Annotated in this window: 11 protein-coding genes; all 11 read left to right on the plus strand. The window is 34.0% G+C overall.

What is annotated here, in order from left to right; translation table 11 throughout:
* Positions 1–52: 52 nt before the first annotated feature.
* The 11 genes from Q0820_RS01915 (at position 53) to Q0820_RS01965 (ending at position 18,534) form a co-directional block, all read left to right on the plus strand.
* Entirely contained in the window at positions 53–1,387 is a 1,335-nt protein-coding gene (locus tag Q0820_RS01915) for a family 16 glycosylhydrolase (protein ID WP_298484582.1), read from the plus strand.
* A 7-nt stretch (positions 1,388–1,394) separates the two neighbouring features.
* Complete coding sequence (locus Q0820_RS01920; protein WP_298484584.1) at positions 1,395–2,699, plus strand: glycoside hydrolase; 1,305 nt, start codon at positions 1,395–1,397, stop codon at positions 2,697–2,699.
* A gap of 33 nt (positions 2,700–2,732) precedes the next feature.
* Positions 2,733–4,001 carry a family 43 glycosylhydrolase gene (locus tag Q0820_RS01925; protein ID WP_298484586.1) on the plus strand — a complete coding sequence of 423 codons (1,269 nt, stop codon included), beginning with the start codon at positions 2,733–2,735 and terminating at the stop codon, positions 3,999–4,001.
* Positions 4,002–4,008: 7 nt separating this feature from the next.
* Positions 4,009–5,133, plus strand: coding sequence for a glycoside hydrolase family protein (locus Q0820_RS01930; RefSeq protein WP_298484587.1), 1,125 nt, complete (start codon positions 4,009–4,011; stop codon positions 5,131–5,133).
* Between the two features lie 254 nt (positions 5,134–5,387).
* Positions 5,388–7,436, plus strand: coding sequence for a glycoside hydrolase family 127 protein (locus Q0820_RS01935; protein ID WP_298484588.1), 2,049 nt, complete (start codon positions 5,388–5,390; stop codon positions 7,434–7,436).
* A gap of 59 nt (positions 7,437–7,495) precedes the next feature.
* On the plus strand, positions 7,496–9,100 hold the full coding sequence (locus tag Q0820_RS01940; RefSeq protein WP_298484589.1) for a sulfatase: 1,605 nt from the start codon (positions 7,496–7,498) through the stop codon (positions 9,098–9,100).
* Between the two features lie 189 nt (positions 9,101–9,289).
* The gene (locus Q0820_RS01945; RefSeq protein ID WP_298484591.1) at positions 9,290–10,852 is read left to right on the plus strand and encodes an alpha-L-fucosidase; all 1,563 of its coding nucleotides are present in this window, start codon (positions 9,290–9,292) and stop codon (positions 10,850–10,852) included.
* A gap of 7 nt (positions 10,853–10,859) precedes the next feature.
* Positions 10,860–13,313, plus strand: a complete 2,454-nt coding sequence (locus tag Q0820_RS01950; protein WP_298484593.1) for a glycoside hydrolase family 2 TIM barrel-domain containing protein — start codon at positions 10,860–10,862, stop codon at positions 13,311–13,313.
* 41 nt (positions 13,314–13,354) lie between these two features.
* The gene (locus Q0820_RS01955; RefSeq protein WP_298484596.1) at positions 13,355–15,796 is read left to right on the plus strand and encodes a hypothetical protein; all 2,442 of its coding nucleotides are present in this window, start codon (positions 13,355–13,357) and stop codon (positions 15,794–15,796) included.
* Between the two features lie 23 nt (positions 15,797–15,819).
* Positions 15,820–16,926, plus strand: a complete 1,107-nt coding sequence (locus Q0820_RS01960; RefSeq protein WP_298484598.1) for a glycoside hydrolase family protein — start codon at positions 15,820–15,822, stop codon at positions 16,924–16,926.
* 6 nt (positions 16,927–16,932) lie between these two features.
* Positions 16,933–18,534, plus strand: a complete 1,602-nt coding sequence (locus tag Q0820_RS01965) for a sulfatase (protein WP_298484600.1) — start codon at positions 16,933–16,935, stop codon at positions 18,532–18,534.
* Positions 18,535–18,540 lie beyond the last annotated feature (6 nt).

Genomic DNA, 18,540 nt, shown 5'->3' on the forward strand with positions numbered 1-18,540 from the left:
ATATAAATAGCAGCTAGTTTATTTTTCTAATAAGAATATATAATTTAAAAAAATGAAAAAGTTAAATTTAATAACTGTAATAATAACTATGATAACTTTTGGCTTTAGCTTAGAAAGTTGTGGATCATCGTCAGAAGATATACAAGAACCTAAAAAAGAAGAACCAAAAGAAGAACCAAAAGAAGAACTAATCACTTGTACTGAAGAAACTTATAACACTGTATTGCCTAGTCCAACAGAACAATTTGATATAACCAAATGGGAATTAACTTGGAAAGATGAATTTGATTATGATGATTCTGAATTAGAGACTAATTGGACATCTCAAAATGGTGCAAGTGGAACTCTTTGTAGTCGTTGGAGAGAAAATGCAGTTGTAAAAGATGGTGTTTTAGAATTACAAGCAAGAAAAGAAACGAGAGCTGGTCAAGATTGGACTTGTGGTAATATTTGGACTAAAGAAACTTTCGGATTTGGATATTATGAAGCTAAATACAAATATGCAGGTGCAAGTGGAACAAATAATTCGTTTTGGTTATTTCCAAGAGATAAAAGCATTAATGACAGTGAATTAATTTGCGAATTAGATATTAATGAAGGTCATTTTCCTAATGAAGTGAATACAAATCGTCACCATTGGCAAAACGGAAGCTCAGAGAATAGTCAACAACCTTATACAGAAGGGTTATCTCCAGGGTATGCGCATAGCTTTGAAAATGCTATAACTACTAAACGCATTCGTTTTTCATCTAATAATGCAAACCATTTTCATATTAGAGAGTTTCGAATCTTCGAAGAGAATTCTAGTTGTAAATTTCCTAGTGATATACAAGATAACAATGCTGATATTTCCGTTGATGGCTTAAATAACCTATCCAAAAATAGTGGAATTACAATTACATCTAGCGGTACTTTAAATGACACTTATGATGTTTATGATATTGCAGATGGTAGTATTACCACTAGTTGGGTTTCACAAAAAACAGGAGAAAAATGGTTGGAATTTGAATGGCCTTCTGAAAAAGATATAGGGCATATTCAATTTATCAATGGTTGGAAAAGTGGTAATAATTGGAATGCCTTAATCTCAGATTATAAAATTGAAGCAAGGGTAAATGGAGAATGGATTGAAATAGCAAGTTATGATGCAAAAGTAGACTACAACTATGCCGAACAGTATCACTTATATGGAATGAATTGGAATGCCGATAGTATTAAGTTTTATTTTGATAATAAACTTATAAAAACAATTCCCAATACTTTATGTGATAAAGAACTTAATATATTTTTAAGCTTGGCCATATTGGAACATGCTGGAGAGGTAACCGATGCTATTAATGGTACAAGTATGAAAATAGATTATGTAAAGTATTATGAACATAAATAATTTTAAAATGAAACAAATTAAAACAAGTCTAAGAATTAGTATTACATTATTGTTAGTTATAATAACTGTTTCTTGTTCTAATACAGAAAGAAAAATAGTAGAAAATAACGAAAAAGAAGCTGAAGGTGTTTTTCCTTATAAAATGCCTACTAACAAGCCAAACATACCTTTAAGTTCTTCGTCTGAGCGCATGTTTAATTATCCTACACCAAGAGTCCAGGACAACGAACTTTTTTCTCAATTTAAATATACCCGTTTACAAGGGTTTAATTACAATGGCGGTGATGGCACAATATCTCGTAGAGACCCTTCTAGACCAATTTTAGTAAATGATACTTATTATGTTTGGTATACGAAACGGCACACTAAAGTACCTCCTATTGGGTGGAGTAACGCTGCAAAAGCTACAGATGAAATTCCTTCAACAGATTGGGATTTAGCAGAAATATGGTATGCTACAAGTAAAGATGGCATTACATGGGAAGAACAAGGTGTTGCAATTTCAAGACCAGAAAAACCAAAATCTGGATGGCGTTCTGTTGCAACTCCCGATATTTTAGTTTGGAAAGGAAAATACTATTTGTATTATCAAGCTTTTGATGAACCTAGTGGATTACGTGGTGATTTATGTCCTGTTTCTATTTCGTATGCAGATTCTCCAAATGGTCCATGGACTCATGGGGGAGATAAAGTAATTCCCTTTGGAAAAGAAAATGAATGGGACCATAAAGCAACTCATGACCCACAACCTATTGTTCGTAATGGGAAAATTCATGTATACTATAAAGCAGCCTATAATAAATGGCCTAATAACAGATCCAATTATGCTGTAGGTCATGGTTTAGCTATTGCCGATAATCCATTAGGGCCATATACAAAACACCCATTAAACCCTGTAATGCAATCTGGTCATGAAACTACCTATTGGCCATACAAAGAAGGTGTGGCAACTTTAGCCATTAAAGATGGTAACGAGCGCGAAACCATACAATATGCTAAAGATGGTGTTAATTTTGAAATAGCATCATGCGTTTCATTAGTACCATCTGCAGGAGCACCATTTACTAAAGATGCTTTTACAGACACTAAAAATGGAAGAGGTTTTACTTGGGGGTTATCGCATTTTATAAATGCAGGAACTGCTAAAAAAAGCTACTCTATTATTGCTCGTTTTGACTGCGACTTAAGCTTAGATTATGATGAGCCTGCTTATAAAAGCACAGGTGTTTGGCATAAGCCCGAAGTCTATTTTGCACAAGGAACAGAAACTATAAATAAAAACCCTGAAGGTCGTGGTGCCAAACAAAAATAACCCCTTTTTAATTTAATTTCAAAAGTATAAATCATGAACAAATTGTATTTAATATTTTTATTAGTAGGGGCATTTGCTTGTAAAGAGCAAAAAGAAAACACAGTAATATTAGAGAATTCAGGACCATTCCCATATACAATTACTGATAGCACTAAAAACAGAAAATTAAGTGCTGCAATGGATAGAAGTTTTAATCATTATACAAGCATTCATCCTAAGAATAATGAATTGTATACTAACTTTAAATACACTGAATTAAAGGGATTCGATTATAATAACCATGATGGTACTATATCTAGAAGAGACCCATCTAAAGTTATTTTTGAAAATGGCAAATACTACGTATGGTATACTAAAAGAAATACTCCTGTTATACCCGTAGGAGCCAAAAATGCAGAAAAAAGTAATGATACCATTCCGTCTACAGATTGGGATTTATCAGAAATTTGGTACGCTACTAGTAAAGATGGCTTTACTTGGGAAGAGCAAGGTGTTGCTGTTCCAAGACCCCCAAAACCAGAAGTTGGTTGGCGTGCGGTAACAACTACCGATATTTTAAAGTGGAAAGGTAAATACTATTTGTATTATCAAGGCTTTATGGAAGCTAGTGGTAAACGAGGAGATTATTGCCCTGTAACTGCATCTTATGCAGATTCTCCAGATGGACCATGGACACCCGCAGGAAAAGTTGTTATTGAAAACGGTCCAGAAGGTTCTTGGGATCAATATGCCATTCATGACCCCTACCCTCTTGTGCATAATGGTCAAATTTATATTTATTATAAATCTGCCTTTAACAGGCCAAATCCTGTATGGGTAGGTGGTGGTTTAGTCACTGGAGACAACCCTCTTGGACCTTTTAAAAAACACCCTTTAAACCCCCTTACAAATTCTGGTCATGAAGTTACAATGTTCCCCTTTAAAGAAGGTTTAGGAGCTATTGTTGCAAAAGATGGAACAGAACACTTTACCATACAATATGCCAAAGATTGGGTAAACTTTGAAGTAGCTTCTATTTGCGAGTTAGTCCCTGTTGCTACTGGACCTTATGTTCCAGATGCATTTACCGATACAAAGTATGGGCGTGGTATTACATGGGGAATGTCTCATTTTGTTAATGCAGGCAAATATGGTGTTAATCCACACTCCATTTTAGTACGCTTTGATTGCGACCTAAGCCTTGATGTAGATGACCCTGAAATGAAAACTACAGGAATACGTCACGACATAGAGGTATACTACAAACAAGGACTAAGTAAAAACCAACTTAAAAGAATTAAAGAAAATAATCTTACTAAATAATACAACCATGTTAATACCAAAACTAACTACTCTTTTAGTAACCACATTATTTATTTTTTCATGCAAAGAAGAAAAAACAAAAAAAGAAATCACGCAACAAGTGCCCGATTATAAAATTGAATTTGGTAAAGTATCTAAAAATTCCATTTTTAAAAACGATAGCCTAAGTATTTGGGGCGGGTCTCTAGTAAAGGGAGAAGATAATCTTTACCATATGTTTTATTCACAATGGCCAAAAAAAATTGGTTGGGAATGGGTTAACTATTCTGTAATTTCTCATGCCACAGCTACGTCTCCTTTTGGGCCTTTTACGCCTAAAGGTGATGCATTACCAGACCGTGGTATAGAACATTGGGATGGCTCTACAACTCACAACCCTACAGTACATAAATTCAATGGTAAATATTACCTCTACTATATGGGGAACATGGGTGATAAAAAAATTGTGAGTGTTCCTGGCAAAGCTAAAATTAATTGGGTACACCGTAACAACCAACGTATTGGTGTTGCTGTTGCAGATAATCCTAATGGCCCATGGAAACGTTTTGACAAACCTGTTTTAGATATAACAGAAAACGATTCTTTAGCGCATGATGCATTAATGACATCTAACCCTTCAGTCTGTCAAATGGCAGATGGGAAAATTTTAATGGTTTATAAAGCTGTAGGCAAAAAACATAAATTACCCAATGGAGGTCCCGTAGTACATATGGTTGCCATTGCAGACTCTCCTACAGGGCCTTTTAAAAAATACCCAGCCCCTGTATTCACTTTTAAAGGAGAAACTTTTCCTGCAGAAGACCCATACATTTGGTACCAAGATGGAAAGTATAGAGCAATTGTAAAACGTATTAAACATGAAGGAAAAAAACGCGTATTTTCTTTAGTACATTATGACTCTGAAAATGGTATAAACTGGAATAAAGCTAAACATTTTGAAATATCGGATAGAACAGTTACATGGGAAGATGGATCCTCCTATAGATTTGACCACTTAGAACGTCCACAGGTTTTTATAGAAAATAATGAACCTGTTGCATTACTCTGTGCTGCTGACAGTATTGATGCTAATAATGTCCGCCATTCGTTTAACATTCAAATTCCTATTACTATTAAAAAGTTTAATGACTAATACTACATACACCATAACCAATTTAAATTTGGTTATGGTGTTCTTTTCTAAATACATTTCTTAAGAATAAGCACCTATTTCTAGATGGGTAAAATAGAGTAAGCCTCTGTTAATATTCGCCCATAATTCAAGCTCCTAACTAGGTAACTTTAAGCCTTGTACCAAGGCTTAAAAATTGGCATTATACACCCTTTTTCAAGAAGTGTATTTCCTTACAAAAGCCAGTTACAACTCATATATAAAACATTATAAAGATGAAAAAACTACTTTTAGTAGCATTCGCAATTGCAATGCTACAGGTCTCTTATGCACAAGAAAAAGCGGTGTTAAACAATTCTAAAACACCCTATATGCAATTAAAAACTATAGATATTGATGAATGTAGATGGACAGATGGTTTTTGGGCGGAAAAACTAAAACAAAACCACAAAATAATGATACCAAATTTGGGTAGATTAATGGACGACCCAGAGATAATTCATGCGTACGACAACTTTAAAGTTGCTGCAGGTTTAAAAGAAGGAGAATTTAGAGGTTGGTCTTTTCATGATGGTGATTTTTACAAATATGTAGAAGCTTTAGCATATGAGTATGCCATGACAAAAGATGAAAAAATTAACACTCAAATGGATGAAATTATTACTGTAATTGCAAAAGCACAAAGGCCAGATGGTTACTTACATACAAAAAAACAAATAGGACACGGTATTTCTGGTTTTAAACATGAATCTGAACGTCCTTTTAAAGGTGGTAAAACAGAAGCTTTTACTCATGGACCAGAACATGAATTCTACAACTTTGGTCATTTAATGACTGCTGCTTGCGTACATTACAGAATTACAGGTAAAACGAACTTCTTAAACATTGCAATTAAAGCAAGTGATTTAATCTATGACAAATTTAAAGAGCCCTCTCCAGAATTAGCACGCATAGATTGGAATCCTCCTCACTATATGGGTCTTGTAGAAATGTATAGAACTACAGGCAATAAAAAATATTTAGAAGTAGCTGAGTCATTCATAAACATGCTTGGTACAGGTAAAGCTGAAAAAGGAGATCATAGAGCTATGGCTCACAGCCAAAGAGCAACCCCAATTAGAGAAGAAAATGAAGCCGTAGGTCACGCTGGTCATGGAAATTACCTATATGCAGGTGTTGCAGATTTATATGCAGAAACTGGTGATAAAGAATTACTAGCTGCTTTAGAGCGAATATGGAAAAATGTTACTACTCAAAAAATGTATCTAACAGGCGCAACAGGTCCGCATCATTTTATGGCAACAAGAAAAGGAATGGAAACAGAAGCCTATGGTAAAAACTATGAACTTCCTAATATTAAAGCTTACAATGAAACTTGTGCAAACATTGGTAACGCTATGTGGAACTGGCGTATGTTCTTACTAAATGGTGAGGGGCGTTTTGCAGATATTATGGAACTTATTTTCTACAATAGTGCGCTATCAGGAATTTCATTAGATGGTGATCAATTTTTCTACACCAACCCATTACGCTTCATAGATGGTCATGATTTAAACACAAAAGATCAAGGGGAACGCAATGATTTTATGTCCGTTTTTTGCTGTCCTCCAAACATCATTCGTACTATTGCTAAAATGCATACCTATGCATATTCTAAATCAGAAAATAGTGTTTGGGTAAATCTATATGGTAGTAATGTCTTAAACACCAAATTAGAAGATGGCACTCCTATAAACCTTACTCAAAAAACCAATTACCCTTGGGATGGTCATATAGAAATCACGACCAACAATAAACGCAAAAAAGAATTTGGAATAATGCTTAGAATTCCATCTTGGGCTACAACTGCAAACATCTCTATTAATGGAGAGCCTTATAGTTCTTCCATAGAATCAGGAAAGTATGTAGAAGTAAAACGCAAATGGAAAAAAGGAGATGTAGTTACGCTAGATTTACCAATGCCTGCTCAATTAATAACTGCAGATCCAAAAGTAGAAGAAACTAGAAACCAAGTTGCGGTAAAAAGAGGGCCTTTAGTATACTGTTTAGAGTCTATTGATTTACCAAAAGATGTTTCTATATCAGATATTGTAATTCCTCAAAATATTAAATTAACCCCTATCTCTGGCGCTAATGTACTCTCTGGTATGACTATCTTAGAAGGTACTGGGGAAATGTTACATCATGAAGATTGGTCTAATAATTTGTACAAACCTCTTACTGTACAAATTCCAAAAAAGGTAGACCTTAAACTCATCCCTTATTTTACATGGAGTAATCGTAAAAAAACGGATATGAGTGTTTGGTTACCTCTTAAATATTAAAGTAAAAAAGCACTTATAAAACTTAATACTTTTCTTTTGTAATGCAAACAACTTAAATAATGAAAATATTATATACTTCTTTACTAATACTTCTGATTTTTAGTTGCAATAAAAAAAAGATAACACCAGAAAAACAAAAGCCAAATGTCTTATTCATTGCTATAGATGACCTTAGGCCGGAACTAGGTTGTTATGGTTCTGAAATTGCAATAAGCCCTAATATAGATAAATTAGCAAGCCAAGGGTTGCTCTTTAATAATGCATATTGCCAACAAGCTATTTGTGGTCCTTCTAGAGCTAGTGTTATGACTGGTATTCGTCCTGAAAATAGTGGAGTAACTCATAATTATATACGTTTTAGAGAAAAAAACCCAGAAGTAAAAACTATAGCACAACATTTTGTTTCTAATGGCTACGAGTCTGTTTATTATGGTAAAATATTTCATCATGGAGATGAAGATGAAATATCATGGTCTAGACCCCAACTAAAAGAAATAAAAAACACACCTAAACCAGTTTCTTTTGCAGTACCAGAAAATCAAAAAATAAAAAGCGAAACCCGAAAAGAAATGTTTGCTAAATATGGAGATGTTGCTAAATATGGCTTAGCAATGGGCCCTGCTTATGAATTTGCTGATGTTCCCGACAACACCTATTCCGATGGTTATAATACTGATTTGGCAATTGAAACTATGAAAACTATGGCCACAGAAGGAAACAAACCTTTTTTCTTAGGGTTAGGTTTTCATAAACCGCATTTAAACTGGGTATCCCCAAAAAAATATTGGGATTTATATAATGAAGAAGAAATTCCAATGTCTACAGTTACCTTGGGACCAAAAGACGGAGCCACAATGGGGCTCCATCCTTCTTTTGAGCTTAGAGTACGATCTGGCATTCCTAAAAATGGAGATTTACCCCCAAAACTATCTAAAACATTAAAACATGCCTATTTAGCATGTATAAGTTATGTAGATGCACAAATTGGAAAAATAATTAATGCACTAGATGATGCAGGTGTAAGAGAAAATACAATCATTATAATATGGAGTGATCATGGATGGCACTTAGGAGAAATGGGTATTTGGGGAAAAGCCACCAATTATGAAATTGCAACTAGGGTGCCTATGTTAATATGGACTCCAGACATGCCTAAAAATAGCAGAGGATTAAAAACCAATGCTTTAGTTGAATTAGTAGATATTTACCCGAGCTTGTGTGATCTAGCAGGAATAGATATGCCTAAAAATATGGATGGAAAAAGTTTTGCTCCTTTATTAGAAAACCCAAATCAAGAATGGAAAACAGCTGCATTTAGTCAATTCCCATCTCCAGCACTAAGAGAATGGGGAGCTTTTCCAATACGCCCAGCCATGCGCGAAACCTATTTTGGACCGTTACTCAAAGAAGTTGAAGATAAAATTAAAGAACAACAAGGAGATAAATGGGATAGAGATTTGTTTGAAAATTACCTAATGGGATACGCAATGCGAACACAACAATATAGACTTATTCTTTGGAAAGATATAAGAGATAAACACTCAAAACCTCTTGCAATTGAACTTTATGATCATTTAACGGATCCTAAAGAAACTATAAATATTGCAGAAAGTAATCCAGAGTTAACCAACTCATTACTTAAAAAATTTAATAAACACATGTAATTCTAAAGAATTAGATATAAAACTGTAAAAATCACACTCTTTTATCGTAGTATATAACCATTTATTCTACAGACAAGACCATTTGTTTAGCTATTAATAGTTGTTAAACTATAGATTTGGCTTTAGATATTTATTACTCTTCAATAATATCTAAAAAAGCATTTATAATTCAATAACACAAATAGTAAAATGAAAGTAATCCCTTTAAAATTATTATTTTTTTGCACTCTTTTATTCCTATCTAATATAGGTAATTCGCAAAAAAAGCCTTCTAAAAAATTTGAACAAAATTGGGAATCTTTAAGTAAAGTAAATGAAACTCCTGATTGGTTTTTAGATGCCAAATTTGGAATTTATGCACATTGGGGACCAGTATCTTCTGCTTTTGTTGGTGCGGACCCAGACAAACATTACGCAGGATGGCATGGCATGAAAATGTATGATAATGGTAAGTTAGATAAAACAAAAAAAGGAAAACCAACAAATAATTACATACACCACAGAAAAAAATATGGCAATCCGTCTAAATACGGATACAAGCATATCATAGAACAATTTGATCCTTCTGGATTTAATGCAAAAGAATGGGCTAGATTATTTGCATTATCTGGAGCTAAATTTGCTGGCCCTGTTGCCATGCACCATGACAATTTTGCTATGTGGGATTCTAAAGCAACCCGATGGAATTCTATGAACTATGGAGGTATAGACCCATCTGCAGAACTTAAAAAAGAAATTGAAGCTACTGGCTTAAAATATATGGGTTCTTTTCATCATGCATTTACATGGAAATATTTTTCTACAGCACATGCCTATGGAGGAGTTAAAGCAGAAGATTACGATTTATATACTAACCCACATAGCTTAGATTCTGATACACCTGATGAACAATTCTATAACGATTGGTGGGCTAAATTAAAGGAGTTTATAGACGTTTACCAACCAGATTTAATTTGGTTTGATTGGTGGTTAGAAAATATGACCGATGAGTCTAGACAAAAATTCTTAGCATACTACTACAATAAAGGAATAGAATGGAATAAAGAAGTTGCCGTATGCTATAAAGAAAGTACTTTTCCTGAAGATACTGCCATAAAAGATTATGAGCGTGGACGCCCTAACCAACCAAAAGAACAAGCTTGGTTAACTGATACTTCACCAGGAGCATGGTTTTACAGACCAAATGCTAAATTTAAAACTCCAAATGAATTAGTAGACATTCTTGTAGATATTGTTTCTAAAAACGGGAATATGCTACTAAATGTACCACCAAACCCAGATGGATCTATACCGCCTGTAATGGTTAACTTATTAACCGAAATGGGAGAATGGCTTAAAATAAATGGGGATGCTATATATGGTACTCGTTCGTGGACTGTATTTGGAGAAGGCCCTACTCGTTTACCAGAAGGCGGCCATAAAGTAGAGAAAATAAAAATTGAATATACCAATAAAGATATACGTTTTACCAAAAAATCGGATAAGGAATTTTATGCGATTGTAATGGATAAACCAAGTAACGAAACCGTGATAAAAACCTTAAGCACAGATATTGGTGTGCTTAATTCTAAGATTACAGAAATTACACTTCTTGGTAGCTCTGAAAAAATAGAATGGGAAAGAAATAGTAAAGGGCTAGTAATTAAAGCGCCTAAAAATGTTCCATCTAGTTATGCACACGCCTATAAAATAGTACTTGAAGGCTACACAGAGAATAATATTGGAGGAGACGAAAATGCACATACAGAATAAGAAAAAAATGAAAAAAACACTATTATTTTGCTATTTACTACTTAGCACTTGTGGCCTAATCAATGCTCAAGATATAAACTTTAATGCCAATTGGAAATTTTATCACCAAGAAGTAGAAGATGCAGAGAAACCAAACTATAATGACTCTTCATGGAGAAAACTAAGCTTGCCTCATGACTGGGCAATAGAAGGTCCTTTTGATGTAAAATATAATGCAAGAGCTGGCGGATTACCTTTTCATGGAACAGGATGGTATCGTAAACACTTTACTATGGATTCTAAAAACAAAGGAAAAGTAGTTACCCTAGAATTTGAAGGAGCAATGTATGATGCCTATGTATGGGTAAATGGTACATTGGTAGGGAATAGACCTTATGGCTATATTGGTTTTGAATTTGATATTAGCGAACATTTAAAATATGATGGTTCAGACAATACAATAGCCGTTCGTTTAAGACCGCAGGATTTATCTTCTAGATGGTATCCTGGTGCAGGCTTATACCGATCTGTTTGGTTAAAAATTGACAACCCTATTCATGTTGGTCAATGGGGAACTTATATAACTACGCCTACAGTTACTAAAGAAATAGCCGTGGTACAAAACGAAACTACTGTTGTAAACAAAAACAACAAAGAGGTAGTTGTAAATGTAAAGCAAGAATATGAATCTCCAGAAGGTAAAATTGTTGCTACTGTAGATGAAAATATAACTATAAAACCAAATGCAACAGCGGTTTCTCAATTATATGCAAAAATTGAAAACCCAAAACGTTGGGATACCGAAAATCCTCATTTATACAAAACAATAACTACTATTACAGAAAATGGTGAAGTTGTAGATGTCTTTTATAGTAAAATAGGTTTACGAACAATTTCCTATACCACTGAAGGTTTCTTTTTAAATGGTAAAAAAGTACGTTTTAATGGAGTTTGCTTACACCACGATAATGGTTCTTTAGGCTCTGCAGTATACAAAAGAGCAGATGAGAGAAAATTACAAATCATGAAAAGCATGGGGGTAAATGCCATACGTACAAGTCATAACCCACCATCTAGAGAGTTTTTAGAAGCTTGTGATGAACTAGGGCTTCTTGTACAAGATGAAGCTTTTGATGTTTGGAAAATGGAAAAAGTTCCAAATGGATATAATGTGTTTTTTGAGGAATGGGCAGAAACAGATTTAAAAGACATGATTCGTAGAGATAGAAACCACCCTTCTATTGTTATGTGGAGTATTGGCAATGAAATTATAGAACAAAAAGATGCCAAAAACGGTTGGAAAGTTGCAAAACAACTAAACAGCTATTGCAAAGAAATAGACCCTACTAGACCAACCTCAGCAGGATTTAATCATTACCCTGGACCCTACAAAAACAATATGGCACAACAGGTAGATATTGCGGGAGTAAATTATAAACCTTCTAGTTATAAAACTTTAATAGATACTTACCCAAATTTACCACTTTATGGCTCTGAAACTTCTAGCTGTACAAGTAGTCGTGGAGTATACCACTTGCCTATTAAAAAATATAAAACACATGAGTCTCTTCATGTTACTAGTTATGATTTAATTGGCCCACCATGGGCATATCCTCCAGATATTGAATTTCATTTTCAAGAACAGAACCCTAACATTATGGGTGAGTTTATTTGGACAGGTTTTGATTATTTAGGAGAGCCCACACCTTACGGAGGAAAAGACAATTCTACCAATGGATATTGGAATGCAGACTGGCCATCTCATAGCTCCTATTTTGGCGCAGTTGATTTGGCAGGTTTCCCTAAAGATAGGTTCTTTTTATACCAAAGTCATTGGACCACAAAACCAATGATTCACTTATTACCACATTGGAATTGGAAAGGGATGGAAGGTAAAAAAATTCCGGTTTACTGCTATACAAATTGTGATGAAGCTGAGCTTTTTGTAAATGGAAAATCCATGGGAAGAAAAGTAAAAGGAAAAGATTTAACAGACCTTATCATAGATTTCTCAAGGTATGAACCTAAAACTTTTGCTTCTAAATACAGGTTATCTTGGAATGTCCCATATAAAGCTGGAAACATAAAAGTAATTGGTTACAAAAATGGAAAGCAAGTACTAGAAAAACAGATTAATACTGCCGGAAAACCAGCTAAAATTAGTTTAAAAGTAGATAGAAAAGAAATTAATGCTAATGGGGAAGATTTAGCCTACGTAACCGTTCGTATTGAAGATAAAAACGGTAACCTATGCCCTAACGCAGATAATTTAGTAAACTTTACTGTAAAAGGAGCTGGACAATTATTAGCTGTAGATAACGGAAACCAAATAAGTTTAGAATCTTTTCAAGCAAACCATAGAAAAACGTTTAGTGGTATGTGCTTAGCTATAATTAAGTCTTCCAAAAAACCAGGAAAAATAACACTAACTGCAAAATCGAAGGGATTAAAAAGTGCACAAACCTTTACGGTTTCAAAATAATAATATAAATTAAACTAGGGTAGTTATAAACCAATCCCATCATGAATAGAGAGGTAAAATATCAAATTTGGATATTATCAATCATGATGGGATTTGTATTACCCCTCCAAGCTCAAATTGTTCTACTTGGAGATAATACTCCATATGCAAATGTTAACGATGGTAATTTTGAAGCCGTACACGGATATTGGCGTCAATCTAAACAATCCCCATTTTGGACAACCAAAAATGTAAAAGGATTAGGAGAATATGGAATGGGAATACATTATGGTACCTTGTTTAGTAATAATGATTTAGGCATTGCTGAGTCTAAGTTATTAAATACAAATCCTAAATATCAGAATCCCAAAAAAGGGGATATTTTACAATGGAGTTTTGGTGCAGATTTAGAATACATTAGCCAAGGAAGTATTTCATTAAGTCTTGTTTTTGGGAAACATGAACGTAAAGTTGCAGATAAAGTAAAACTAATTGGCTCTGATAAAGTAGTTGAACATTTTAATGGACAGTATGTAATTAATGAAGAAGATGCTAATGCAGGTTTGCCATTTGTTAGAGTTACTTTTTATTCTGAAGATGAAATTAAAGTATTTCTGCATTATGTAAATATTAGTATTATTGATGAAAAAAATAGTGGCCCAAAATTAAATGCCTTAGTAAAAGAAAATGGGATTAAACTAAGTTGGAAAGATAAACTCGCGGATAAAAAAAGTCTCTTTAATGTTTACCGACAGTATGCTAAAAAAGGAGCTTACAAAAAGATTGGAGAATCCTATAGCAGTTCTTTTCTTGACACTACCTTGATCAATGGTGTAGCCTACACTTACGTAGTTACACGTTTTAATCAAAAAGAATCTGGAGCATCAAACAAAATAGTAATTAGCAAAAAAGATACTATTGCCCCTAAACCACCTACCGATTTAACAGCCGAAATTTACGATTCTGAAATACAAATTTCTTGGAAAAAAAGTGTTTCTAAAGATGTAAAAAACTACACTGTTTATAGAGGAGATGAAAATGGAAATAATCTTCAAAAAATTGCACATAATATCACTAAAAATTTCTTTTTAGATTTTACTCCAGCTAAAGACATTAAAAATACGTATATAGTTTTAGCAGAAGATTTCAGTGGTAACAAAAGCATAGCATCAAAACCATTAAAAGCTAAAGTAAAAATGGTTTCTGGAGCGTCGTTTAGCGATGTAATTTTGCCTATGCCTATACACCACAAACTAACTTCAAAAGCTTGGGGAGCCAATGGAGTTTTACCACGAGATATTAGTAATGGTATAGAAGATTCCGAATGGAGTTATTGGGGAGGACGTCCTGTAAAAGATAAAGACGGCAAATATCATATGAATGTTAGCCGTTGGCCTGCTAATGCAACAAAAGGCCATTGGGAGTGGCCACGTTCTACAGTTGCCTATACTGTTTCAGATAAACCAGAAGGTCCTTATAGGGTAAAAAAAGATATAGCTTACAACTACAATAATGGCTTAGGGCATAACCCAGATATCATCCTATTAAATGACGGGACTTACTTAATGTATTCTTTAATAAATTGGGAAGCTACTTTGTTTTCTGCCACGTCCATGAATGGTCCTTGGAAGCGATTGGGAATTATGAAAGTTAATAAAAATACTCCTTTAGAAAAACCGCAACTCCAATATCGTTTTGAAAGAAACCTATCTGGAGTGCATTTAGAAGACGGTCGTTTTTTATTTGTTACTAAAGGTGGTGCTATGATGCTTAGTGAAGGAACCAACCCATTAGGACCTTATACTATTAAAACAGGCCCATTACAAGGAAATACAATAATCCCAGAAAAATATAGAAATTCTAATTTTGAAGACCCAGTTCTCTGGAAAGATGAAGTACAATACCATATGATGATTAATGCTTTTATTGATTATCGCGCCATCTATTTGCGTTCTCCAGATGGCATACATTGGAAGTTTAATCCCGGAACCGCTTATACCCCTAATAATACATTTTATGAAGATGGCACCCAAACACACTGGTACAAATTAGAAAGACCACATGTTTTAACAGACGAATATGGGCGCGCCACACATCTTTCTTTAGCTGTTATAGATGTACCTAAAGCAGATGATTTAGCAAAGGACAAACACAGCTCTAAAAACCTTATTCTTCCATTAATAGTGCCTAAAAGAATTAAACTTTTAAATAAGAATAAAATTTCTAAAACAACCAAAAAAATAAAAATCCTAATCCAATCCGAAGTTGGTTTTAATGCTCAAGAAGATATAGATCTAAGTTCCTTGCGTTATGGAGCCTGCGAAGAAGTAGATTATGGTCGTGGCGCAAAACTTTTAAAGACTAACAAGAAAGGAAAAAATCTAATCCTAATTTTTAATGGCGAAGGAAACGGAATTACTGAAAGAAATTTTGCTGGTAAACTTTTAGGAAGAACAAAAGAGGGTAAATTGCTAATTGCCTTTTCAAAATTAAGTGCAGATTAAAGCATTTACAAAATAGTACATGTATGTTAAAACAAATAATTATAAATCTCTGCTTAATAACAATAGTTTCTTGTAAAACTAGCATAAATCAAATAGAGTACAAAGACTATAAAAGTTTAAGTTTTACATCCTTATCTCCTGCAATTGTCAAAAATTTTCAAAACACTTCTAAAGTAGCGCAAGTTTTAGTAGAACCAGGTTATTATGTTTGGGGATTAAGCGTTGTGCCTTGGAAAGGAAAATACCACGCCTATTATTCTAGATGGAAGAAAAAATACCAACATAAAGGTTGGATGACTAATTGTGAAATTGCACATGCAGTATCTGACAAACCTGAAGGTCCTTTTAAATTTGTGAATGTTGTTTTAAAAGACAAGAAAGTTGGTGGCTGGGATATAAACAATTCTCACAATCCATATGCTACTATTGCCGAGGGAAAAATTTGCCTGTATTATATAGCAAACGACATTAAACAATTACTAGAAAAAGAAAACATTGAGTTACCATCAGAAAAATGGTTTAATGATAATAGACAACCCATTAGAGAAAGCCAACGTATAGGTGTTGCTATCGCTAATAATCCTAATGGTCCTTTTATACGTTCTAAAAAAGTGGTTGTAGAACCAGATAACATCAAGTTCAGAAAAATTGCGGTAAACCCAGCAGTCATATATCGTAATAATGAATATTACATGGTTATGAAAGGTGATGATTTACAACATGAAAAACCATTTAGAATACAATTAATAGGGAATTCTAACAAACCTGAAGGCCCTTATAATTTTAAAGAAAAACCAGTGTATGCAGAAGCCCAAACGGAAGATGCGTGCATTTGGTTTGATCAAGTCATGGGCAAATATTATATGGTTTGTCATGTAATGGGAAAGAGTGAGTTAGCTCTTTTTAATTCCGTTAATGGTTTCGACTGGCAACCCGATGAAAGAAAGCTTTTTATGAAAAAAGAATTCGTACTTTCGGATGGCACTTTATGGAAACCTAAACGAGTAGAACGTCCTTTTGTATTAACTAACGAAAAAGGACAACCAATTATGCTGTATGTGGCGGTTTATGATAAAAATGTAAATGGTAATATCGCCATTCCAATTGAATTTAAATCGGATGCTAAATAAAATTATATGATAAGAATAATCTCCTTTTTCGCCCTAATATTTCTTGTATTCACTTCTTGCAAAAACAAAAAGGTAGAAACAACTAAAACTGTTACAACAGAACCAGAAAAGAAAAACATTCTATTTATTCTAGCCGATGATTATGGTTATAATGACATGAGTTATAGAAACGATTCCTTTTATGAAACCCCAAATATTGATGTAATAGCAAAAGAAGGAATTGTTTTTAATAATGGTTATGCTACTTGCCAAGTATGCAGCCCATCTAGAGCAAGTATCATGAACGGTAAGTTTCCTGCAAGACATGGAATTACAGATTGGATTGGTGCTCGCGAAGGAGAAAAATGGCGAGAAAAAAAGAGGTACAACAAACTTTTACCACCAACATATAGGCACAATTTAGCACATGAAGACATTACATTACCAGAGGCTCTAAAAGAAGAAGGCTACAAAACATATTTTGCTGGCAAATGGCATCTTGGAGAAAAAGGCTCTTGGCCTCAAGACCATGGATTTGATATCAATATTGGTGGTTGGGACGCAGGAAGTCCTCGAGGAGGTTATTATGCCCCATATGATAATCCTAATTTAAAGGATGGTGAAAATGGCGAAAATCTTAGTATACGTCTAGCCAAAGAAACTGTAGAATTTATGAAAGAGAACAAAGATGAAAAATTCTTTGCCTATTTATCTTTCTATGCAGTACACGGCCCTATTCAATCTACCAAAGAAAAATGGGCAAAGTATCGTAAAAAAGCGGAGCAAAATGGGATTACAGAAAGTTCTTTTAAAATGAAGAAATTTTTACCCATGCGAGAAACCCAAGACAATCCTATTTATGCAGGTTTAGTAGAAACTATGGATGATGCCGTTGGAACTGTTTTAAAAGGATTAAAAGATTTAGGATTAGATAAAAATACTATTGTTGTTTTTACATCAGATAATGGCGGAGTATCTGCAGGCGATGCTTTCTCTACCTCTAACTTACCATTAAGAGGTGGAAAAGGGTACCAATACGAAGGTGGAATTAGAGAACCCTATTTTATTAAAGTTCCTTGGTTAAAAAATGAAATAAAAGAGAGCAATTCCCCTGTAACTGGAGCCGACTTTTACCCTACTCTACTAGATTTAGTTGGAGCGGATTTAAAACCTAACGAGCATAAAGATGGCGTAAGCTTAGTTCCTTTGCTAAAAGGGCAAGACATTGAAGAACGCGCCCTTATATGGCATTATCCACATTATGGAAACCAAGGAGGAGAACCTTCTTCTATTATCCGAAAAGGAGATTGGAAATTAATTCATTACTACGAGGACAACAGGGTAGAATTGTTTAATTTAAAAAACGATATTGCAGAAAAGAATGAAATAGCTAAAGAAAATGAAGAAATAGCTAAAACTTTAAAAGCAGAACTTTTTAATTATTTAAATAAAGTAGATGCAAGGTTCCCTGTAAAGGATCCTTTATATAATGCAGATTTAGAAGCCAAACATATACAAAAGATGGCAACAACAAAATTAGAAAGTTTAGAGAAGCAAAGAAGCCTTTTTTTATCTGCAGATTTTGACCCTCAAAATAATTGGTGGGGGAGTCTACAAACCAAAGATTAATTTTTT

Origin of the sequence: uncultured Maribacter sp., assembly GCF_947495965.1 — a bacterium.
Classification (GTDB): domain Bacteria; phylum Bacteroidota; class Bacteroidia; order Flavobacteriales; family Flavobacteriaceae; genus Maribacter_B.